General features: G+C 68.0%; 21 protein-coding genes and 5 pseudogenes. 9 read left to right on the forward strand and 17 right to left on the reverse strand.

Going from position 1 to position 20,976, the window contains the following annotated elements; genetic code table 11:
* Positions 1-53: 53 nt before the first annotated feature.
* Positions 54-1,670: a purple acid phosphatase family protein gene (locus ACWGJM_RS36115; protein WP_453415996.1), complete on the reverse strand. Its 1,617-nt coding sequence runs from the start codon at positions 1,668-1,670 to the stop codon at positions 54-56.
* 465 nt (positions 1,671-2,135) lie between these two features.
* On the opposite strand from ACWGJM_RS36115, the pseudogene ACWGJM_RS36120 reads away from it, so the two are divergent.
* Positions 2,136-2,355: pseudogene (locus tag ACWGJM_RS36120) on the forward strand (transposase); the annotation flags it as partial.
* Positions 2,356-2,363: 8 nt separating this feature from the next.
* On the opposite strand, the gene ACWGJM_RS36125 reads toward ACWGJM_RS36120, so the two are convergent.
* Together ACWGJM_RS36125 and ACWGJM_RS36130 are read right to left on the reverse strand one after the other, a co-directional pair.
* Positions 2,364-2,948 carry a DinB family protein gene (locus tag ACWGJM_RS36125; protein WP_089014494.1) on the reverse strand — a complete coding sequence of 195 codons (585 nt, stop codon included), beginning with the start codon at positions 2,946-2,948 and terminating at the stop codon, positions 2,364-2,366.
* A 206-nt stretch (positions 2,949-3,154) separates the two neighbouring features.
* Positions 3,155-3,643, reverse strand: coding sequence for an ATP-binding protein (locus tag ACWGJM_RS36130; protein WP_453415997.1), 489 nt, complete (start codon positions 3,641-3,643; stop codon positions 3,155-3,157).
* Between the two features lie 173 nt (positions 3,644-3,816).
* Here ACWGJM_RS36130 and ACWGJM_RS36135 point away from each other — a divergent pair, with 173 nt between their 5' ends.
* Positions 3,817-4,182, forward strand: coding sequence for an STAS domain-containing protein (locus tag ACWGJM_RS36135; protein WP_453415998.1), 366 nt, complete (start codon positions 3,817-3,819; stop codon positions 4,180-4,182).
* A 5-nt stretch (positions 4,183-4,187) separates the two neighbouring features.
* Here ACWGJM_RS36135 and ACWGJM_RS36140 read toward each other — a convergent pair whose 3' ends face one another.
* From ACWGJM_RS36140 to ACWGJM_RS36155, 4 genes are all read right to left on the reverse strand, one after another.
* The gene (locus ACWGJM_RS36140; RefSeq protein ID WP_453415999.1) at positions 4,188-4,532 is read right to left on the reverse strand and encodes an ANTAR domain-containing protein; all 345 of its coding nucleotides are present in this window, start codon (positions 4,530-4,532) and stop codon (positions 4,188-4,190) included.
* A 1,158-nt stretch (positions 4,533-5,690) separates the two neighbouring features.
* The gene (locus ACWGJM_RS36145) at positions 5,691-5,888 is read right to left on the reverse strand and encodes a hypothetical protein (RefSeq protein WP_453416068.1); all 198 of its coding nucleotides are present in this window, start codon (positions 5,886-5,888) and stop codon (positions 5,691-5,693) included.
* Between the two features lie 274 nt (positions 5,889-6,162).
* The gene (locus tag ACWGJM_RS36150; protein WP_453416000.1) at positions 6,163-6,312 is read right to left on the reverse strand and encodes a hypothetical protein; all 150 of its coding nucleotides are present in this window, start codon (positions 6,310-6,312) and stop codon (positions 6,163-6,165) included.
* 233 nt (positions 6,313-6,545) lie between these two features.
* The gene (locus ACWGJM_RS36155) at positions 6,546-6,968 is read right to left on the reverse strand and encodes a MerR family transcriptional regulator (protein WP_119100237.1); all 423 of its coding nucleotides are present in this window, start codon (positions 6,966-6,968) and stop codon (positions 6,546-6,548) included.
* 55 nt (positions 6,969-7,023) lie between these two features.
* On the opposite strand from ACWGJM_RS36155, the gene ACWGJM_RS36160 reads away from it, so the two are divergent.
* A complete protein-coding gene (locus ACWGJM_RS36160; RefSeq protein ID WP_453416001.1) occupies positions 7,024-7,995 on the forward strand; it encodes an SDR family NAD(P)-dependent oxidoreductase in 972 nt (323 codons plus the stop codon).
* Positions 7,996-8,136: 141 nt separating this feature from the next.
* Complete coding sequence (locus ACWGJM_RS36165; RefSeq protein WP_453416002.1) at positions 8,137-9,153, forward strand: IS481 family transposase; 1,017 nt, start codon at positions 8,137-8,139, stop codon at positions 9,151-9,153.
* On the opposite strand, the gene ACWGJM_RS36170 is transcribed toward ACWGJM_RS36165, so the two are convergent.
* Both ACWGJM_RS36170 and ACWGJM_RS36175 read right to left on the reverse strand, forming a co-directional pair.
* Entirely contained in the window at positions 9,113-9,277 is a 165-nt protein-coding gene (locus ACWGJM_RS36170; RefSeq protein ID WP_453416003.1) for a hypothetical protein, read from the reverse strand. The genes ACWGJM_RS36165 and ACWGJM_RS36170 overlap by 41 nt on opposite strands.
* A 608-nt stretch (positions 9,278-9,885) precedes the next feature.
* On the reverse strand, positions 9,886-10,791 hold the full coding sequence (locus tag ACWGJM_RS36175; RefSeq protein WP_453416004.1) for a LysR family transcriptional regulator: 906 nt from the start codon (positions 10,789-10,791) through the stop codon (positions 9,886-9,888).
* 133 nt (positions 10,792-10,924) lie between these two features.
* On the opposite strand from ACWGJM_RS36175, the gene ACWGJM_RS36180 reads away from it, so the two are divergent.
* Both ACWGJM_RS36180 and ACWGJM_RS36185 read left to right on the forward strand, forming a co-directional pair.
* Positions 10,925-11,743 carry a 3'(2'),5'-bisphosphate nucleotidase CysQ gene (locus ACWGJM_RS36180; protein ID WP_453416005.1) on the forward strand — a complete coding sequence of 273 codons (819 nt, stop codon included), beginning with the start codon at positions 10,925-10,927 and terminating at the stop codon, positions 11,741-11,743.
* A 41-nt stretch (positions 11,744-11,784) separates the two neighbouring features.
* Positions 11,785-12,381 carry an NADPH-dependent F420 reductase gene (locus tag ACWGJM_RS36185; RefSeq protein ID WP_453416006.1) on the forward strand — a complete coding sequence of 199 codons (597 nt, stop codon included), beginning with the start codon at positions 11,785-11,787 and terminating at the stop codon, positions 12,379-12,381.
* Positions 12,382-13,063: 682 nt separating this feature from the next.
* Here the strand turns inward: ACWGJM_RS36185 and ACWGJM_RS36190 are convergent.
* The 3 genes from ACWGJM_RS36190 to ACWGJM_RS36200 all read right to left on the reverse strand — a co-directional run bounded on the left by ACWGJM_RS36190 (position 13,064) and on the right by ACWGJM_RS36200 (position 15,093).
* Entirely contained in the window at positions 13,064-13,489 is a 426-nt protein-coding gene (locus ACWGJM_RS36190) for a contact-dependent growth inhibition system immunity protein (protein ID WP_453416007.1), read from the reverse strand.
* A gap of 45 nt (positions 13,490-13,534) precedes the next feature.
* Positions 13,535-14,023: a GNAT family N-acetyltransferase gene (locus tag ACWGJM_RS36195; RefSeq protein ID WP_453416008.1), complete on the reverse strand. Its 489-nt coding sequence runs from the start codon at positions 14,021-14,023 to the stop codon at positions 13,535-13,537.
* Positions 14,024-14,574: 551 nt separating this feature from the next.
* Positions 14,575-15,093: a hypothetical protein gene (locus tag ACWGJM_RS36200; protein ID WP_453416009.1), complete on the reverse strand. Its 519-nt coding sequence runs from the start codon at positions 15,091-15,093 to the stop codon at positions 14,575-14,577.
* A 105-nt stretch (positions 15,094-15,198) separates the two neighbouring features.
* On the opposite strand from ACWGJM_RS36200, the pseudogene ACWGJM_RS36205 reads away from it, so the two are divergent.
* A pseudogene (locus ACWGJM_RS36205) lies at positions 15,199-15,501 on the forward strand (IS630 family transposase); the annotation flags it as partial.
* A 36-nt stretch (positions 15,502-15,537) separates the two neighbouring features.
* Here ACWGJM_RS36205 and ACWGJM_RS36210 read toward each other — a convergent pair.
* Both ACWGJM_RS36210 and ACWGJM_RS36215 read right to left on the reverse strand, forming a co-directional pair.
* Complete coding sequence (locus tag ACWGJM_RS36210) at positions 15,538-16,035, reverse strand: N-acetyltransferase family protein (protein WP_453416010.1); 498 nt, start codon at positions 16,033-16,035, stop codon at positions 15,538-15,540.
* A 72-nt stretch (positions 16,036-16,107) separates the two neighbouring features.
* A complete protein-coding gene (locus ACWGJM_RS36215; protein WP_453416011.1) occupies positions 16,108-16,356 on the reverse strand; it encodes a hypothetical protein in 249 nt (82 codons plus the stop codon).
* Positions 16,357-16,782: 426 nt separating this feature from the next.
* Between ACWGJM_RS36215 and ACWGJM_RS36220 the strand changes: the two genes are divergently transcribed.
* Both ACWGJM_RS36220 and ACWGJM_RS36225 read left to right on the forward strand, forming a co-directional pair.
* Entirely contained in the window at positions 16,783-18,027 is a 1,245-nt protein-coding gene (locus ACWGJM_RS36220; RefSeq protein WP_453416012.1) for a cytochrome P450 family protein, read from the forward strand.
* Between the two features lie 52 nt (positions 18,028-18,079).
* Positions 18,080-18,521, forward strand: a pseudogene (locus tag ACWGJM_RS36225) (IS701 family transposase); the annotation flags it as partial.
* Between the two features lie 13 nt (positions 18,522-18,534).
* Here ACWGJM_RS36225 and ACWGJM_RS36230 read toward each other — a convergent pair.
* From ACWGJM_RS36230 to ACWGJM_RS36240, 3 genes and pseudogenes are all read right to left on the reverse strand, one after another.
* Positions 18,535-18,639 (reverse strand): annotated as a pseudogene (locus tag ACWGJM_RS36230) (transposase); the annotation flags it as partial.
* Positions 18,640-18,645: 6 nt separating this feature from the next.
* A pseudogene (locus tag ACWGJM_RS36235) lies at positions 18,646-18,801 on the reverse strand (TetR family transcriptional regulator); the annotation flags it as partial.
* 15 nt (positions 18,802-18,816) lie between these two features.
* Positions 18,817-20,802 (reverse strand): discoidin domain-containing protein, encoded by a 1,986-nt coding sequence (locus ACWGJM_RS36240; protein WP_453416069.1) that lies wholly within the window; start codon positions 20,800-20,802, stop codon positions 18,817-18,819.
* Between the last annotated feature and the right edge of the window lie 174 nt (positions 20,803-20,976).

A 20,976-nucleotide genomic window follows, 5' to 3' on the forward strand; every position in this document is an offset into this window, starting at 1 on the left:
GGACGACGTCCCGGCCCCAGGCGTTGACGACTACTGCTGCTAGTCGCGGTGGGTCAGTGCTGGCCGTGGCCGCCGTCACTACGACGGCGTTGGAGCATGAACTTCTCGAAGACCGACAGCTCACCTGTGGGCGTGATGATGTTGTAGTAGGTGACGTGGATGCGGGTCATGTCACCGGGGTGACGGCCCGGGTCGACGGCGAACTCGGCGAAGCCGTACGGATGCTCCGCGTCGCGGACGCCGATCCAGACCGCCGTCTCCTTCTCCTTGACCGAGTTGAACTTGCCGACGTGCTCCATCTGGACGTATGCCGAGTGATGCCCGTGACCGTCGGTGTCGTCGGTGGTGAAGCTGTTGTTGGTGATGCCGGACACGCCGCCACCGCCGAGGACCATGTGCGTCGTGCCGTGCGCACTGTCGATCACGTCGAGTGCGGTCTGACTCGGGTTGGGTGTGAGGGTGACGCTGCCGGGGACGACGCCACGCACCGCCAACGAGCGCTCGTAGTCGTGCTCGTGGCCACAGACCACCAGGTCGACGCCGTACTTGTCGAACAGCGGGCCGTACGCCGCGCGCAGCGCGACATCGGGGCCGTTCGCGGCGGTTGCCGAGCTGATCATCACCTGGTGCATGCAGACCACGATCCAGTCGATGGCCTTCGAAGCCCGTGCCGACTTGAGCTCCTGCTCCAGCCAGGCGAGCTGCCGACCGCCGGAGTAGCCGTTGATGTAGATGTCGCCGCCCTCCTGCAGGGCGATGTCGTCGTTCTGCAGGGAGATCACCTTCACCGAGCCGACCGTGAAGGAGTACCAGAGGTTGTCGAGCTCGGGCTGGGTCTCGGTCGAGGGGAGCTCGAAGTAGGTCTGGTACGCGTCGAGACCGAGCTTGCCGTTGCCCAGCTCGATCTCATGGTTGCCAGCGCACGGCATCCACGGACGGAATCGCGCTGAGCGGCTGTTGTTGGTGAGGAAGTCGTGCCAGACGCGAATGCGGTCGGGCCCGGTGTTGGCGTAGCAGAGGTCACCGTTGAGGAGGTGGAACAGCGGGCCGACCTTCTCAACGCCGGTGACGATGTCGGCAGAGGCGGGCGTGGCGTTGGGCTCGAAGTCCCGGCCCGAGGCGTCGGCCGGGTTCGCTCCGGTCTTCCACGTCACACTGGGCGCACCCTGGTCGCCGAAGCTGGTGAAGGTGAACGGAGCTCGGCCGGACGGCGCCGTGTGGAAGGTGCCGGCGTCGGGGGTGGCGCCGTCGTGCTGGGCCGCGTACAGGTAGTCGGTGTCGGCCTTGAGCTTGCTGATCAGCGCGTGATGGACCCAGACGGTCCGCCCGGAGGTGCCGTCCACGTAGGTCTTCGTCGTCGCGTGCACTGTTGAGCCGAAGCCGCCACTCAGCGTGCCGTAAACGACCCGGGGGTTCTTGACGGCCGCGTCGGTGACCCACGAGACGACCATCTGGCTGCGTGGGTCGGCGCCGAAGGTCAGGTGCAGGCCCTGGACGGGGGTGGTGGCCGAGCCGGTGGTGAGACCGGTGACCTCCGACTTCGCCGGGACAGCCTCGGCGGTTCCGGCGCCGAGGACCAGTGGCCCGGCGGCGGCGCCGGATACTGTCGCGCCGAACAGGCCGAGCGCGTTGCGACGAGAGATTCTGGTTTGCTTGGGTTCTTCGGACATTCCAGGGGCCTTTCGCGTCGTCGGGTGCAGTCGCACACCGACCGGACAGCAGCGCTCCGAACCTGACAGCGGGCTGCGGCAGGTCAGCGGTGCGCGCACTCACGGACGCTAGGAAGCACGGTCGACCGGAGCGGTGAGACAGGTATGAACGCCAGATGGCGGTCACCGCAACGGACGGCAATTCCCGGCGGCCTGGCCCTGTCTTGGCTAATACCTTGGAGCGGTTGGGGTGTTCGGGCGCGCTCCCGTCAATCGTGATGAAGTCGACGCCGCGAGGCCCGCGCGCCATCTCGTCGGCACAGGGTCTCCGCGACGGTTCGATGTCCCGGTGCGGGACGTCACGTCGGATGGCAGGTAAATCTCAACCCGCGATCGCTGCGGCGGCATCGGTACGAAAGATCATGCGAGGCCGGGCGCGAGTGCCAGCAACTGTTGCGCAACCACGACCTGCAGTCCCTCTCCAGGCGCAGCTGGCTGCGCAAGCGAGGCATCCCGCACCGCATCGCCCGCAAGGCTCGAGTCCTCCACCCGGCTCGGCCGGCACCGCTGGACGATCGAGCGCACGATGTCCCGGCTGGGCGGCTGCCGCCGTCTGCACCGCCGCTACGAACGCAAGGCCGAGCACTTCCTGGCCTTCATCGCTATCGCCTGCAGCCTCATCTGCTACCGCAGACTCACCAAATGAGACGACGTTTAAGCCTTGATTGGTGCGGCCGACCTGGCGGCCTGCTCGATCTTCGCGCAGTAGGCTGCACGGGCTTCCTCGTCGATCTGCTTCTCGTGTTCGGCCCGCAACCCGGTCCGGCCGTCGAGGCCCTCGCGCAGGATATCGGCGTGCCCGGCATGCCGGATGGACTCGCCGAGGACATGGACCATGATGGCGAACAGGTTCGTGTCGGCATAAGGCTCCGGCCACCACGGCACGTGGCCGGGGGCGTCGAGGGGAAGCTCGTTGATCGTCGCGTCCGAGTGTTCCCACGTGCGCCGGTAGAACCCGATGATCTGATCGCGGGTCTCGTCCTCGGTCGCCCACAGATCGCTGCCGTTGGAGTCCTGCCACCGGGGCAGCGGTTCCGGGGAAGGGCGGTCGAAGACCTCGCCGAAGTACCTGGCCTCGACGGTGGCCACGTGTTTGACCAGGCCGAGGAGGTTGGTCCCGGTCGCTGTCAAAGGTCGGCGGGCGTCGTATTCGGACAAGCCGTCGAGTTTCCAGAGCAGCGCCTTGCGGTCCCGCCGCAGTCTCCCGTGCAGGTTGTCTTTCGCGAATTCATCGATCATGCGGCATGAGCCTGCCATGGGCTGCTCGTGGTCTCAAGATCCCTTACGTGGTCCGCAACGACTGGCAGAGCCGAGACCTGGCCATGGCCGCCGCCCTGACCTGATACGAGAAGCTCGCGAAACTTGCCACGTGAGACCACCTCTGAGTGTGCTCCCCGCGCGTGCGGGGATGGCTCCCGCATCTGCAACGCCTACGACCGACACCTCTAGACTAGGACTTCGATATCGACGTGCTGGTGCCCAAAACGGTCCACCATGTTTAGAGTGATACGTGCCGTAATGCGTTTTCCGACCGGCTCCTGCTCGATGAAGAGGTTCTCGGTGACGGCCTTGACGATCTCTAGGCCGTGCTGGCCAATCCTGCCGGGATCAGTGGCAAGGGCCGCGGGCACCGTGGGATCGCTGTCCCACACGACGACGTCCACGCTGTCGGTGTTGATGCGCAGTTCCATCGGGATGGGGCCGGGGGCGTACTTGCGGGCGTTGGTGACCAGCTCGCTGACCACCAGCTGGGTGAGGTCCCTCGCGCGTGCGGGCATGGGCAGGTGATGGTGGGCGTGGGCCTGGTCGAGGAAGGCGATGGCGTGGTGGCGGGCTTCGGCGATGAAGCCGTCGTCTCCGCCCAGGGCGTAGCCGACGCGCATCAGGTACTCATCCGGCGCCGTACAGCCGCCGCCGTCGGTATGGGATCCCACTGCCTCGCCCTCACTCCCCCTTCATGCGCGCGCCACTACCCGCGATGGCGCCATGCATGCCACCAGCGGGTGCCGTTCGGCACAGCCACCTGGGTATATCCCGCCGTGGCGGTGGGGCAGAATCGTCCGCGAACGCCCTGACCGGGGCAATCCCAAGCGCAGCCGGGGAGACGGTGACCGACAACCAGCGAGAGGGCCGGCCAGACCGGCTCTGCGTCGAGCGCAAAGTGGTCGACGGCGTCCGTGTCGTGACCGTACAGGGCGAAATCGACCACGACGGCAAGGACGTCCTCAGCGAAGCCCTGCTGTCCGACGACGGCACGATGCCACCCCGGATCGTGGTGGACCTCAGCGGTGTGACCTTCATGGACTCCAGCGGCATCAACGTCTTCGTCACCGCCTACCAGCAGGTGAGTGCAGCGCAGGGATGGCTGCGCATTGCCGGCGCCCAGGAGTCCGTCCTGCGTGTCCTGCAACTGGTTGGCATCGACGCCTACATCCCTTGCCACCCCACCATCGAGCAGGCCCAGCACCCCTGACCGCTCTACTCAGGCTGGTCCGAGGTTTTCCACCGATGCGAGCACCGCTGCACCGCCGCGTCCAGCTCAAGGCCCACCGGCTGGGGCAGTGGCTGCCCCAGCGCCCAGCCGATCAGGGTTTCCGCGACCGCGTGCAGTTTGATGTTGGTGCGCTGGGAGATCTCGCGTAGCACCTCGAACCCGGCTGCCGGCGGGAGCCGGTGGGTCGCGATGAGGACACCGATGGCCTGGTCAATCGTCGCGTGGGAGCCGACGGCGTGGCGCAGCTGGGTGTTCTCCTGCTCAAGACGGGCCACCGTGGCGTCACGCGTGCCGTCGAGCACGGGCCGCTGTTCGCGGGAGGTCGTCATGACTGGTCTCCGTATAGGGGCAACGTTCCCAATACGCCTGCCCCGGACCGGACCAGCAAGACAACCTCAGTATGGCGCGAACATCACACAGAGGTACGGGGAGCTCTTCGCCGACCACGGTCGGCGAAGAGCGGCGAGAGGCTGTCTCCCCAACCCCTCCCCTGCCGAGTCGCCCTCACCTCCACGCTCACACTCGCTGCGTACGCCAACGGCCGCGTTCAAGACACCTTCCATCGGAATCCCGGCGCGAGCGCGTACCGCTTCAACAAGACGGTCACGTTGGGTGCGGCCGGAAGCAGGTTGCAGCTTGGCTCACGGCTGTGCGCTCCGTTGAGAGCGGACGCCTACAGGGGTGGCTGTCGTGTGCGACACCGATGACTGTCTTGCCGTCTACCTAGCGGTCGAGACGGGCAACGACGGTAATGCACACTCCGCGGAAGAGGTGTCCCAGATGGCGCGCAAGGCTGCCGAGGGTGACGGATGAGTGCTCAGTTTCAGAGACCGACCCCCGCGTACCGGCCATGCGCCGACCCGGGCATGATCGGGGCGCGCGCCACCATGGTCGGGGCAGTGGCCGGCCTACTCGGAGTGTGGTCAGGCTCGGCAGTTCAGGGCTGATGGCGATCGTACTGGGACAGGTAGAGGGGACTGATCTGGCGCCAGTAGCCGTGCACCAGGTCTTCGGCCTCCCGCACCGCCCGCTGAGCACACGGCGCGTCCGTCGGCCGGCCCTGCCCGGCTTGGGCCGCGGTGGAAACAGTGCGCCGGGCAACCCTCAATGCCGTCCGACGTGAGGCACGGCGAGACACGGCGGCAGTGCGTGGGCGGCTGCTTCGGCCCGCCAGGCACCATCGCGCGAGCAGGATCGCTGCCACCACCGACAATGCGCCGGCGGCGTAGACCTCATGACCGGCCACTGGTTCCTCCTGCCGGGCACCCGCATGGACCGTGCCAGGTTCCTGTGCCCCCATATCGCATCCTCAACGTCACCGCTGGGCTAAGAAAACCTCACATGCCGTCACCGGGTCGTGGTGAGCGGCACCCGGCGCAGGCGGGTTCATATCCACGCCGAACCGCTGCGGAGCCGACGCGCAGCACGGTGCGCATGTCCCCGATCCTCGGCCGCATCCGCGCCGCCCATCCCGCCCGTCCTCGGGATCAAGACGGCAGCGGTCGCATCTCTGTGACCAGCAGCCCCAGCATGCGGAAGCGGGCCAGCAGGCCGAACAGATGCGCCTCATCGATGACGGTGCCGTAGAAGACCGTCTGTCTGCCCAGCATCACGGCGTCAAGGTCGGGGAACGTCTGCGCAGCATTCTCCGGGACCGGGCCGCGGACACGGAACTCATAGCGGATGGGCTCGCCCGCTCCAGGCATGCCCCAGGGGAAGACCGGCTCTGGCATACGGGCATCGCCCGCAACGGGTGAAGACGGCTGCGCATGAGCTGCCTGGGCCGGCGCAGGAGATGTCGCCGCGAGGCGGTCCGGACCGTGGTTCGAACAGCAGCACCGTATGGCCGTGGCAGCTGTGGACGATCATGGAATTCCCCACGCCTACGGTCACCTAATTCCCCAGCCGCCCGACAGATCAGTCGGCCTGTGCCCGTAGTACGGGACGCCTCATAGCTGATTACAGCGACACTGCTGTCCGCCTGCGATCCGCCGCGGCCGGCCGTCGACCCCATGGCTTGAAGACGGACAGGATGACGTTGGCGAGATACAGCAGGAGCGCGACGGCCGGGACGATCACCATGTTGTAGCGGATGAATCCCAGGTCCATGGCTGAGATGGGGCCCACCGGATGCCGGGCCACCGCATCCACCGCCTCGTGCAGTCTGGCTGTCAGGGCGAAAATCGAGGCCACCGTCGCGGCCAGGGTCAGCGTGTCAGCATCGTTCGTTGCCAGTGCCGTTGTTGCGGGGCAGAATTTGTTGACGCCTCAGGCAAGGCAGACGCTTGAAGCCGCGGGGCCAATCCGGCACAGCGCACACGGCGCGGCTGTCCACGCTTGCCTCAGGCTGTGGGGTCCCAGAGTCCGCCGGCTTCGTCGCGGGCGAGGTGCTCGGCGTAGACGCCGACCTTCCAGGCGATGACGGACCGGCACTCCTCCAGCGCCTGGATCTGTGCGTCGACGCGCTGTCGATGGGCGTCGAGCAGTCGCAGGCGTTCTGCCTCGTTGCCTGGACCATGCCGTACCAGTTCGGCGAAGTGCTTGAGGTCGGCGAGCGGCATACCGGACTCGCGGAGCCTGACGCAAATCAGTAGCCAGTCGACATCCAAGGACGTGTAGCGCCGCCTGCCGCCCGACGTGCGCTGGACCGGTCCGACGAGCAGGCCCTCGCGCTCGTAGAAGCGCAGGGCGTGCACGCTCAGTCCGGTCCGCTCGGCCACCTCGCCGATGCTCAGCAACTGCACGGCAGCCTCGGTGGTCGTCATACCGCTCACTCCTGGACTTGATCTAGACCTCGCTCTAGATCGTAACGTCGGCGGCATGACCATTACTGATCAGCAGCCGCTCGGCTCGCCCTTCTCCGCTGCCACCCCCGCCGAGGACATCGTGGCCGACTGCGACCTCTCCGGCATGACCGCTGTAGTGACCGGGGGCTACTCCGGGCTCGGCCTGGAGACGGCCCGGGCTCTGACGGCCGCCGGGGCCCGGGTCATCGTTCCAGCCCGCCGCCCCCACGTCGCTCGTGCCGCTCTGCAGGGAGTGAAGGGCTGCGAGGTCATCCCCATGGACCTGGCCGACCTCGCCAGCGTCCGCTCAGCCGCCGCGCACATCTGCGACTCCGCCGACCGGCTCGACCTCCTGATGGCCATCGCCGGAGTCATGGCCACCCCGGAGCAGCGCGTCGGGCCCGGCTGGGAAGGCCAGTTCACCGCCAATCATTTCGGGCACTTCGCCCTCGCCTGTGAGCTCTACCCGCTCCTGGACGCCGCAGGTGGCGCGCGCGTCATCGTCAACAGCTCCGCTGGGCACACCCTGACCGGGATCCGCTGGCACGACCCGCACTTCCGTGCCGGCTACGACAAGTGGCTTGCCTACGGCCAGTCCAAGACCGCCAACGCCCTGTTCGCCGTGCACCTCGACGCCCTCGGACACAACGATGGCGTCCGCGCGTTCGCCCTCCACCCAGGCAAGATCATCACCGGTCTCCAGCGCGAGATGGCCCTCCAGGAACAGATCGACCGCGGCTGGGTGGACGAGCACGGCAGCGTGATCGGCGTCGACTTCAAGACCCCGTCCCAGGGCGCCGCCACCGGCCTGTGGGCCGCCACGTCCCCGCTCCTCGACGGCCGCGGCGGGCTCTACCTGGAGGACTGCGACATCGCCCGCGTCTCCACCCCCGACCAGCCCATGGACGACGGCGGCGTCCGCACGTACGCCATCGACCCCGACGAGGCCGCACGCCTCTGGGACCTCTCCGTCGCCGCGACCGGCGTCACCCCGATCCCCCGGTGAACCCACGCCCTGCATACGCTGCGCTGCCCGACGCTGCGGCGGGCAGCGCGGTACGAGCCGCCCCCCGGCTTCATCACGGCCCCCGGGCCACCTCGCTCGGCGATCCGCCGCCGGAGGCACCGGAAGCAGAGGGGTCTAGGTATGCCGCACCGTAACGCACCTCTTACGGTCGAGGGCCGACGGCGGCTCATCGAGCGCTGCCGCACCCGCCCGATCTCGCACGTCGCCGCCGAGATGAGCATCTCGCGGGCATGCGCATCCCAGTGGGTCAACCGATGGCGCCGTCACGGCGACCTCGGCCTGCTCGACCGCCCCTCGACCCCACACCACAGCCCACGCGCGACACCGGCATGGGTGATCGAGAAGATAGAATCCTGGCGGTGGCAGGAGAAGTGGTCCGCACAGCGGATCACTCACGAGCTGGCCGATCTCGGTCACGCCGTCAACCGACGCACCGTCACCCGTCACTTGATCAAGCTAGGATTGGGACACCGCTGGTTCCTCGACCCCTGCGGGGACAGCAACCGGGAGCCCGGGAAGATCACCGCTCACTGGCCAGGGCACATGGTGCACCTGGACGTCAAAAAGGTCGGACGGATTCCCGACGGGGGCGGCTGGCGTGTCCACGGTCGCGACTCAGAGCAGGCCAAAAGTGTGGGCCGAGCGAAATCGGCAGGGGCGAAGCGCGGCTACGTATACCTGCACTCCGCCGTCGACGGCTTCTCCCGACTGGCCTATACCGAGCCGCTCGCCGATGAGAAGGGCTCGACGGCTGCCGCATTCCTGGCACGGGCGAAGGTCTGGTTCGCCGCCCACGGCATCATCCACCTCCACCGCGTCGTCACCGGCAACGGCGCCTGCTACCGCTCAGGCGACTTCGCACGCACCATCGGAGGCCAAACTCGGCATCAGAAGACCAAGCCCTGCACACCTCGCCACAACGGGAAAGTAGAGCGGTACCAGCGGATCTTGGCCGAAGAGCTCCTGTACGCCCGCGAGTTCACCAATGAGGCCGGCCGTGCGGCCGCGACGGACGTCTGGAACATCCACTACAACTACCATCGGCCGCACAGTGGAGCGGGCGGTCTACCGCCGGCATCACGGCTCAAGAGCGGTGTCACCAACGTCCGGCCCTCCTACACGGGTGGCGGGCGGTGAGGTCCTTCGCGGAGAACCCGGCGTCGTGGATGCGCAGCGCCACCTGGTCGCGGTGGAGGACGTCGAGCACGTCGAGGGTGTGCCCGGTACCGCGTACGAGGCGGAACATCTCGGAAATGTGCACGGTATCGCCCGGCCGCGCGTAGGTGAGCAGTTCGCGGAACTTCTGGCGCTGGAGGGGGTGGAGGCGGCTGAGGTGCCCGGGTCCTCCTCGAAGATGACCGGGTCCTCGATCCCGGCCTCGTCCAGGACGAGGTTCTGCCGGGCGGTCGACTGCTGGTCGGTCGAGACCCGCTTGTAAACCAGGTTCGCCACCGAGGGGCCCCTTCCGTACGGAGGATCGGACCCTATCTGTCGCCAAACCCTGTCAGCGATCACCATCGGATCTGATTGGATTCGAGCCGCCGCGAACCCCCGGATTGCACGGGTTCATTGGACACGTCGGCCGTCTGTCGGCAAACGATGCCCACCCTCTCCCTGCTGGATGAAATCGGCCTTGGGGCATCGGTACAGCCGTTGGCACTGAGATACGTGATGGACCAGGACCAGGGCCAGGCTCGCCCAGATCTCCGAGGGCCACGCCGACGCCCTCAGATCCGCGATCCTGAGCCGCAGGCGTCGGTCTGGCCGCCCCCACGGCCAGCACCCGCACGGACAAGCCGCTGCTGACGTTCAAGCAGATCGCCGTGTTGGTCGCGTGGACGTATCGGTGAAGCGGCCGGACGGCGCCGACTACGACGCTCCGCACATGGCCAGCACGGTGCGCGCCAGCCCGCGCAGCCAGGCGTGGGCGTGGTCGGTGTCGTAGCGCTGATGCCACGACAGGTATATCGGTGCCGACGGCAGCTCGAGCGGGAGGGGGAGCACGACCAGGCCGAGGTCGGCGACCGCGGACCGCGTGGTGGCTTCGGGGACGCTGATCACGAGATCGGAGCCACGCGCGAACTCCAACGCGGCCGCTTCCGTGGGCGCGGTCGCCACCACGCGGCGGGTGAGGCCCAGCCGCGCGAGGGCGTCGTCGAGGGCATTGCTGAGGTTTCCACGTCGCGAGACGGTCACATGCTCAGCGGCGGCGTACCGCCTTGCGGTGACGGTCCTGACGCGGGTGAGGGGGTGCCCGTGCCTCACGACGATGACGAGGCGGCTCTCGCCCACGTTCTCGGCACGGATGTCCGGTGCGCTCGGGCGGTTGGCGTTCGCCTCCAGGTCGACCTCGCCGCGCCGCAACTCGGGGGTGTCGATGCTCGATTCCGCGACGAAGCGCAACCGCACGCCCGGCGCCTGTCCGCGCACGGCCGCGAGCAGTGCGGGGCCGCTCAAGGCGACCAGGGAATCGTGCCAGCGGAGTGTGAAAGTGCGCTCCAACGTTGCCAGATCGAGTTCACGGCTCGGTGCCAGCACCCCCTGGACCTGGTGCAGCAGCTCATGCACCTGTTCCCGGACGGCGATCGCATACGGCGTCGGGGTCATCGTGCGGCCGGTGCGCACCAGGATCTGATCCCCGGTCGTGCGCCGGATTCGGCCCAGACTCCGGCTCATCGCGGGGGCGGTGACGTGCAGGCGCGCGGCAGCCCCGGCCACACTCCCCTCCTCCAGCAGCGCGTCGAGCGCGGTGAGCAGGTTCAAATCCAATTGCATGTGAGTAAACCTAGCCGTGCTTGACATGCATTTGAAGTTAATGAAGGGGCTGTATACCTTCGAAACGAGAGCGCAAGACGGAACGCACAGCTCGGCCCGGCCTCATCACCCCTCCTCACACGGGAGTACCACCATGTCCGAAACGCTTCAGACCATTGACGTCGCCGCCTCCGACGCCGACCTGCTCGGCCAGACCGCGATCGCCGTGCGCGCGGCCGGTTCGGCGCTGCGCGAGCGCTTCGGCGAGGTGGTCCGCTACCAGACCCGCGAAGAGCTGATGCGCGCGCTCGCCGCCAACGACGACACGGCCCTCGACATCCTGCGCCCCCGCCTCACGAGCCTGCGCCCGGACGCCGGCTGGGTGGAGGACGAGCTGGACGGCGGGGCGCTGCCGTCCGGCGAATGGTGGGTCGTGGATCCGGCCGAAGGCAACGTCAACCACCTGCACGCCCTGCCGGAGTGGGCGGTGACCGCCACCCTCGTGCGTGAGAACCAGCCGGTGCTCACCGTGGTCCACCTGCCGTTGACCGGCGAGACCTACACCGCGCTCACCGGCGCGGGCGCCTACCTCGACGGCCGGCCGCTGCGCGTCTCCCAGACCGCGGACCTCGGCCTGAGTATCGTGGCCACCAGCCAGGCCCGGCCGGACGAGGACGAGAAGGTCGTGCGGCGCGTCGGCTCCTCGATCACCGCGATGCTTTTCGACGCGCTCGTCGTCCGCACCGCCGTGCCCGCGACCCTGCACCTGCTGAACGTGGCCGCCGGCCGGATCGACGCCTTCTGGCAGTTCGCCGGCGCCCGCGCGGACCTGCTGCCCGGGGCGCTGCTCGTCACCGAGGCCGGCGGACAGATCTCCGACGCCGAGGGCCGCCCCTGGACCCCGCAGAGCGAGAGCTTCCTGGCCGCCGCGCCCGGCGTCCACGCTGAGGCCGTCGCCACGCTCTCGCGCTGACCACGCACCACAACCTGCACGCACGGAAGGACCAGATCATCATGACCACGATCGCAGTTCTCGGAAACGGCCGCGTCGGCGGCAACCTGGCCACAGCCCTCATCCGGGCAGGACATGAGGTGACCGTGGCGGACCGCGCGCCGGGCGCCGCCGCAGACGCTGCCCGGACAGCCCAGATCGTCATCAACGCCACCCCGGGCGCCGGCTCGCTGGACCGGCTCGTCGCCCTGCGCGAGGAACTGCGCGACAAGATCCTCGTCGACGTCTCCAACGCCACCGTCGACGGACCGGACGGACTGCCCGCCGACCTGATCTACCCCGGCTCAAGCCTCGCCGAGCAACTCCAGGAAGCGCTCCCCGAAACGCGCGTCGTCAAGACACTCAACACCATGCTCTTCCCGGTGATGACCGCGCCGGCCACGCTCACCCAGGCGCCCGATGCCTTCCTCTCCGGCGAGGACCCGCAGGCCAAGCAGACCGTCCGTGAACTGCTCGTCGACCTCGGCTGGCGCAAGGAGTGGATCACTGATCTCGGCGGGATCCAGACCGCCCGCGCCACGGAGGCCGCGATACTGTTCGTACCGCACGTGATCCGGTCCAGCGGGTTCGCGCCCTTCGCGATCTCGATCGCCCGCTGATCCGCACATAGTGCACCGCCCCCGGGCGGGCCCACATCCACAACGGATACGGCGGCGCAGCCAGGGCCAGCGATTCAGCGCCGGACGGCGCCCCGTGGCCGCTTTGGATCACCTGGGGCTGTGGGCTGCTTGGGCTCTCTGGCTGATGACCTCTCAGAAGGCATGGCAAAGGGGTCCCGCCCCAAAGGTGTCGCCCTCAGTGTGGTGGTGTCCGGCGTCGCCGGAATCGCGAGCCTGGTTTATTCACAGATATCGACTATACGTAAGCGATGCCGCCTGAGCATGGACGAAACACTTCGGAATGCATCAAGAGAGCAAAGAGCTGCCAGTCCCTCGCTACAGCCCTATCCACATTCGGGCTACCTGGGACGGAACGCCGCGTGCTGCGCATCGGCCGAACGACACGTGTCGTCACCGCGTCCCTGCTCCGCGTGCTTGAGAGCGGGGTGCCTGAATACAACGGTACCCACGCCGGCCGCGACACGTCGTAGCACGATTCGAGCAGAAGCCCCGCTGGGGTGCTTCCCGAAACGGCTTCGTCGTATCACTGAAGCCCCTTTCAAGGGGGGCTCGCAGGAAGGCGGACCGCATCGTGCCACAAGAGTCGGAAACGCCCAGGTCACATCGCGTTTCAGGGCAGCCTTCGACGCCGGGCGGGCTGTAGCCCCAAGATCCGATCGGGTCAGAGACGCGGTGCGGGTTCCCCGACGAAGCGGGCAAGCTCCCCTGCGGCACCGCGTGGCAGGCCGGCGACCGCCGTCTTCGGCAATGACGTGATGACGGACCGGAGCCGCGCGCCAAGCTCCGGCAGCAGGGCCCACGCCGAGGCAGGGGCACTGACGGCGGCGAGCAGCAGGTCGCCCTCGTAGAAGTAGGCGTCGAGCAGCGGCTCCTCGATCAGCAATCGCACGGCAAGCGGAAGGACGTAGGGCAGTGCCACCCGCTGCGAAATAAGGGTGCGCAGATCCGCCGGACCGAGTTCGCCCAAGCGAACACACCGCAGCTCATGCACTGTGCGCACCAAATGGGTCGCGTCAGCGGCAGGAGGCATCCAGCGCGGTGGGTCCAGCTCGTCGAGGGTGCAGTCGAGGTGCAGCAGACGCTCCATGGGCTTCATTCTCGCCAGACGTGCCCTGCGAAGCAGCACACCGCGTCATTCCGAAGGAATGCGAAACTCGAATTCGGGACGGTCCCATGGCACGGCGGGCGGGTTCGCGAGCGCGGTCCCTGTCCGCACTGCACCGACGCGGTGGTAGAAGTCCTCGGCGGGAAGATGCGACACGACCTTGACACTGTCGAGCCCGGCGGCACGGGCCTCGGACTGCATGTGCGCGACGAGCAACCGTCCAATACCCCGTCCTTGCGCTTCGTCGGCGACGAACAGCAGGTCGAGCTCCGCTGGAGCGAGGACTAGCGAGTAGAACCCGAGGACCCGGCCTCCATGCTCGTCGGCGCCGACGGCTACGAAGACACGGTGGACCTCGATGTAATCAGGACCGACCCGGTAGCCCGCGACTGCGGCTGCGTACTTACCCTGGTAGGCGCCTGAGCCACGCACGAGCCGCGTGAGCCGCTTGGCGTCCCGCGCGACGGCCCTCCGTATCGTGATCGGCCGGCTGATCGGGGAAGTGTGTGAACTCATCGGGAGAGTATTTCGCACCGGAGAGTGCCTTCGGGCGGCGGGTCGGCTGCTCGGGCAGGCGTCCCTGCACCGCTCCCGGGAACCGCTCGCCCAAGCCCCCGATCAACCACGTTACAGCCACCGAACGGGCCGTCTGCCAACAGCGACTGGACGCCTGAACCGCTGCGGAGGAGTTGGAGAAAGGGTTGGTCGACGGCTGCTCTCCCTGGGCCGGTTCGGCCGCCGGACCGGCCGGGCGGTGCTGATGGGCGCGGGTGCCTTATACGGACGGATGAGGGGGTGCGATCGCAAACCAGTCGCCCGAGAAAGCGTCCCAGGACACGGACTGCATGAGGAGCCGATCGCATCGTGCGTGCCAGCGCAGCCGATCTCACGCCGAGGCCGCGCCGGAGCGCTCCGGTGCGGCCTCGGCGTCTCACGGCTCCGCGCGGAGGTCCCGTCGGAACGGTTTCCGACGGGACCTCGCCGTATCACCCGCTGTCACAGCCCCTATGAGCGGGGCCCCGGCTGTAGCCACTGTTCAGGCGGAGCCGCCCCGGTGCTCCCAGAACCTAACGGCCGACAGTGCTCCAGTCAGCGGGGGCTGGCGGCACCGAGCGGCCTGCGGCATGATCACGGAGGCGCCGGGTCAGTTCTGGCAGGTCGGAGGCTGGGAAGCGCACCTGGAGCAGTTGCAGGCGGAACTGCGACGGGAGGTCCTCATTGAACATCGCCGCGTCCATCGGCTTGATCGTCACGTCCCATGCGCCCGGGGCCGCCCAGTGCGTCATCCGCACGTAGAACGCGTCCCGCGGGCCGGCGTTCGCCACGGCGGAGAGGCAGGCGAGTCCGCTATCAACCGGGAAGTCGATGAGCATCCAGCCACGTCGGGATTCCACCCACTCCGCCATGTGCGGCAGCTTCTCTGGCCAGTCCGCGTTGCTCTCTGCGAGATCCTGACAGCAGGTGAAGGTGTCGAACCCGCACTCCCAGATCGCCTCGATCGTGGGTGCGAGCTGTTCGTCAATCTGGGCGTGGCGGCTACCTACCCGGACGAGAACGGTGGGGTGCGTGCCTTCGTAAGACGTCATCGCAGGAGCTTAGAAGCGGGGTACGACAGAGACGCAGGCGGCGTCTTTTAGGCCATTTGGGGCTGTCACCCCGCCCATTCAGACGGTCACCGGCCAACTAACGCGCTCAACGGGCGTATGCGCCGCTGGGCGACGAGGAACAAGGTTGAGCTTTGCTTTACCCCGACGAACGCGTCCTGGGCCAACCCGATCGAGGCCCACTTCAGGCCGCTGCGGCAGTTCACTCTCGCCAACTCCCACCACCCCAACCACACCGTCCAGACCCGCCAGTTGCACCGTTATCTGCGCTGGCGCAACCAGAACCCCCGCCACCCCGACGTCTTTGCCGCACAGCGCCGCGAACGCGTCCGCATCCGCAGCGAGAAGGGCATTCGCTGGGGCGGACGCCCCCTCACCGCCGCAGCCTGACCAAGTGAGGGATCCCGCCGTGCCCGGATGTGGAGATCAGACAGCGGCCAGGCTCTTCGCCATGACCCGCTCCCTGCCCACGCCATCGGGCAGAAGATCGCCGGGCTCACCCGTGTCCGTGAAACCGTGCCGCTCATAGAGCGCGGTCGCCTTGCGGTTGTCCGGCATGACGGACAACCGCAGGGTCGTGGCACCGCGCTCCACCGCCCACCGTTCGACCGCCTGGATCAGGTAGTCACCCACGCCCTTGCCTCGAGCCGTGGGGTGGACCCACATCGAGATCAACTCCACGTTTTCTGCTCCCTCGCCCGGCACTCCGCTGGCCATGCCCACCGGAAGGCCGTCGAGAAGCGCGACGAGATCGTGCGCGCCAGGAATCGACAGACGGGCACGCCAGCGTTCCTCTCGGTCGCCGGAGCCCTGCCACTGGGCCAGCGTCGATCCGAACGCGTAGGGCGCCTCAGCAAGCGCGGCCAGTCGCAACTCGCGCCAAAGGGGCCAGTCGTCTGCTTCCAAAGTGCGTAGTTCAAGCATGATCCAGACCCTGCCCGCCCGCCGGGGCGGGCAGCAAGTTGATTATCGCCATGCAAACGAGGTCGTTCAGCCCTACGACCAACCGAAATAGGGGAGCAACGGTGACTCACGCACCCGCAGACCATGAGACCTCGGTGAACCTATCCGGTCACGGCACTGGCTGACCCCTTCGAGGATGCGGGCGACCGGGGGCCAGCAGCGGGAGGTGGCCTGCCGGGTGACTACGGTCAGCTCGATCTCCTCACCGTGACGGTGGTGCAGGAGGTCGTGGACGGCGTCGAGGGTGTCGAAGTCGCGCAGCCACCAGCCGACGGTGAGCACCAGCGGCCGGCCGGGCTCCGGCAGGAGCGAAGGCAGTGGTGTCGATGCCGTGCGGTACCAGGCGCACGACGCTCGGCCAGCACCAGGTCGCAGAAGAGATCCCGCTTGGAGGCTGGCCCAAAAGAACCGGATCCTGCGGTATGGCCGATTGCGGCCGTTCGACCACAACTGCCGTTCGGCCAGTCGGGTTGACGGGTCCCGGCCCCTAGAGAGGTTCGACACGGCCCCGACCGGGGCCGGGGCCGTGGGCGGCCGGGGCAGAAGCGTGCGAACGCGCCACCGTCGGCGACACGGATCGCCGACTTGCGGGCACGCGCACGGAAGTTGCCCTCGTACGCAGCGCACGGCACGCCATCTCGCGGCGACACATGACCACCGCGTAGCGTGACGTGCGGTATCGACGTTCGAGTGCCCGGGAGGCTCCCGATGGGAAACCCAAGCCCCATAGTGATAGACGCGAGCGGCCGCGACATTCACGCGGAAGCCGCCCGGTTACGCGAGAGCGGGCCATTGGCCCGGGTGGCGCTGCCCGGCGGTGTGGAAGCCTGGGCGGTCAGCAGCCCCGCCCTGCTCAAGCGACTGCTCACCGATTCGCGGGTGTCCAAGGACCCCCGGCAGCACTGGGCCCGTTTCATGGCCGGCGAGATCACCCCGGAGTGGCCGCTGTTCACCTGGGTCGCCGTGCAGAACATGTTCACCGCGTACGGCGGAGACCACAAACGCCTTCGCGTCCTTGTCTCCAAGGCGTTCACCGCCCGCCGGACGGCGGCCCTCCAGCCGCGTATCGAGGAGATCACCAGGAAGCTCCTCGACAGGATCGAGGAGGCCGGCCGCGGCTCCCGGGCCGTCGACCTGCGCGAGGAACTCTGCTACCCGCTGCCGATCCAGGTGATCAGCGAACTGTTCGGCCTGCCCGAGGAGCGGGGGCCGGAGCTGCGACGGCTGGTGGATCGCATCTTCGACACCTCCGCCGACCCGGGCGAGATGACCGCCGCTTATGAGCGGTTGTACGTCGTGCTCGCCGAACTCGTCGCCGTTAAGCGGGAGTCGCCCGGCGATGATCTGACCTCCGGCCTCATCGCCGCCCGTGACGAGGAGGGCGGCACCCGGCTCAGTGAACAGGAACTGCTCGACACCCTGGTCCTCATGGTGAGCGCCGGTCACGAGACCACGGTCAACCTCATCGACAACGCCATCCACGCGCTGCTCACCCACCCGGAACAGCTCGCACAGCTGCGCGCCGGCCGCGCCACCTGGGACGATGTGGTCGAGGAGACACTGCGGTCGGACGCGCCGGTCGCCAGCCTGCCCCTGCGCTACGCTGTGGAGGACCTCGATCTTGGCGCACTGGGCGGCCCGGAGGGCACGGTGATCGGCAAGGGCGAAGCGATCCTCGCCGCGTACGCCGCCGCCGGCCGCGACCCCGAGCGATACGGGAAAGACGCCGACCGATTCGACATCACCCGCGCCGACAAGGAGCACCTCGCCTTCGGTTACGGCGTGCACCACTGCCTCGGCGCCCCGCTGGGCCGTTTGGAGGCCCGCATCGCGCTCCCGGCGCTCTTCGACCGTTTCCCGTCACTGCGACTCGCGGTGCCCGAAGAGCAGTTGGAGCCCGTCGGCTCCTTCATCTCCAACGGCCACCGCTCACTGCCCGCCCGAATCGTCTAGTAGTGCTTCGTTACGTTGGGTGATCTCGCCTGGTGGTGGGCATTGTCCTGGTATGAGGCTGGGGGAGGTGGAACGGCTCCGGGGTGAGTTATCGGAGTTCGTTGCCGATGTGTTCGGGTCGGTGCCGCGGCGGGATCAGCGACGGTGGGGCGAGTGTTATCTGCGGGGGCTGATGCTGGACGGCCGGCGCAAGTCGATCCAGCCGATGGCCGAACGGCTGCCGGATGGGAACATGCGGCCCCGCAGCAGTTCGTGAACCAGTCGCCGTGGGATCCACTGCCGGTGCGGCGGCGGATCGCCGAGCGGTTGTGCGAGGCGATCCGCCCTGAGGTGTGGGTGGTCGATGACATGTCGTTTCCCAAATGCGGCACTGCATCGGCCGGGTGGCCCGGCAGTACTGCGGAGCACTGGGCAAGCGTGCGAACTGCCAGGTCGCGGTCAGCGTGCACGCGGCCACCGACACCGCAGAACCGGCACCGGATCCCAGCTCGACTGGTTCACGAACTACTGCCGGTTCTGCTCGTTGCCATCCGGCAGCCGCTCCGCCATCGGCTGGATCGACTTACGCCGCCCGTCCAGCATCAGCCCCCGCAGGTAGCAGTCGCCGATCAGGGCCTGCTTGGAGTCGAAGCAGTAGTGGAAGACGCTCAGCGACACGCCCGCCTCGGCGGCGACGGCCCGGGTCGTCGCCTTGGCGACGCCGTCCCGGGCCATCGTCCTGATCGCCGCTTCCGTCAGCTGCCGGCGCCGCTCGGCCGACGGCATGCGTGCCATCCGTGAACGCCCGCCTCAGGCGCTGTGGACCCCGACCTCGTACAGCGAGTATCCCCAGTCGGTGCCACGGTCGAGACCGTGGACCCGGACGTAGCGGGCCGGGGTCCCGGTGAACCGGGCGGTGTCCAGGCCGCCGTCGCCGCTCGTGGTGGAACAGGCGGTCTGCCAGTTCGTGCCGTCGGTGGACAGTTCGATGCGGTACGACTTGCCGTACGCGCGCTCCCAGTCGAGCGTCACCCGGGAGACCAGGTGGGTGGAGCCCAGGTCGACCTGCCACCACTGGTCGTCGCTCCAGTCGCTGGCCCAGCGGGTGGAGTCGTCGCCGTCGACCGCCCGGCCCGGCTGGTAGCTGGTGAACGGGTTCGACTCGGATGAACTGGCCGTCGTCGGCTGCCCCTTGGCGAGGTTCACCGAGGCCTGGTGCCGTTCGGTGGCGCCCCAGGTGTCCAGGTAGGACTCGGCGCCCCGGAACAGGTCGTTCACCACGTCCTGGCCGCCGACCTGCCGGATGTCCTCGATCCAGTCGGGGATCATCCCGGCGTGGGCCGCGCCGTCGGTGTTGATGTCGAAGGTGCGCTCGCCGGAGGTCTGCCGGTCGATGACGGAGCCGCCGTCGACGCTCTTGAAGGGGTACGTCACCTTGTTCGCGGCGTCCGCGCCCCGCGGGGCGGGGTGGTCGCCGATGCCGTTGAAGTCGGTGCCGTAGCCGTAGCCCACGCCGTACTTGTCGCGCAGCGCCTTGGTCCGTGCGGCTTCCGCGACGAAACCCTCAGAGCCGTGCATGTACTGGGCGACGAAGCCGCCGAGGGAGTAGACCCGCTCGGTCCAGTTCAGGTCCATCCAGCTGTGTGAGGAGATCACGCCGGGGTAAGACGCCGACTCCAGGATGTCCAGCGCCTGACCGACGGCCTTCACGCCCATGTGGTCGATCTCCAGCATCATCTTGCGCTTCATCATGCCGCGCACGGCGTACTCGCCGAGTGCGGTGAGGCCGCGCTTGTTGCACTGGGCGCCCGAGTCGTACGAGGGGACGTCCACGCCCGCCGGTAGGTCCGACTCCGCGTCCGACGAGGCGTTCCCGATGGGGTTGTCGTGTTGCGGGCCGGTGCACTTCTCGGTCTGCCAGAAGGTGCCGGTCGACAGGAACTGGCCGACGTTGATGGCCGTTCCGAGACCGCCGGAGTCGAAGCGGACGCCGCACAGCGCGTTGTCGAACTTGTGGCACAGGAACATCGAGCGGACGCCGAGCGCGTAGAGCTCGTCGAGACCCTTGTCGATGTCCTCCTTGCTGCACTGCGGGATGTCGAGGATCTGCTTGCACCCGAAGGGTTCGGAGGTCTCGACCCCGAGGATGACGGCGAGTTTGCCCTGCTCGATGACCTCACGCGCCTGCGCGCTGTCGGTGACGACGCGGAACCAGCCCTTGCCTGTGCCGCCGTACATCTTGTCGATGTACGCCTGGAGGTCGTACGTCATCTTCGCCTGCAACCGGATCGACGTCATCTCGTCGCAACTGCGGTCCTTGAAGGGGTGGACGGAGCAGATCATGCCGTTGGTGACGAGGTCGTTGACGAGCACGCGCTGTCCGCCGCGCCAGGCCCGCTCCACCCACGCGTAGTAGTCGGCCTGGTGGGTCATCGAGTCGTACGCGGGCCAGTCCTTGAAGGTGGGCCAACCGACCGGGTCGTGCTTGCCGTCGCCGCCGTGGGTGATGTAGTCGAAGATCGCGAGGGTCCCGTCGGGGTAGTGCTCGGGGCAGTCCTTCAGGGCGTCGGCGACACCGGCCTCGGAGAAGACCTTGCCGCAGATCAGCCGACCGCCGAAGGCCTCGTTGCCGAAGAGGTGGTTGTGCGCGTCGACGAACCCCTGAACCTCTCCTGCCGAGTTGGTGCCGGTGAACGGCTCGCCGGTGACGTTGATCTGGACGTCCGGGGCAGGTCGCGCGGTGGGGATCCACCAGTCGTTGCCGGCCGCCGAACTCGGCGTGGGCCCGAGGGCCATGGTCAGTACCAGGAGCAGCAGCGACAGCACGGTGACGTTTCTGCGTCTGCGGTACGAGCGTCGAATCGGCGTCACGGCCCACGTCCCTCGGTCGGCGGGAGGGCGCGGTTGACGAAGCCTTGAGGTTGTCATGCACCGCGCAATACCTGGGACGAGGATCGGGCTGCGCGCCTA

Source organism: Streptomyces sp. NPDC054834, assembly GCF_053611185.1.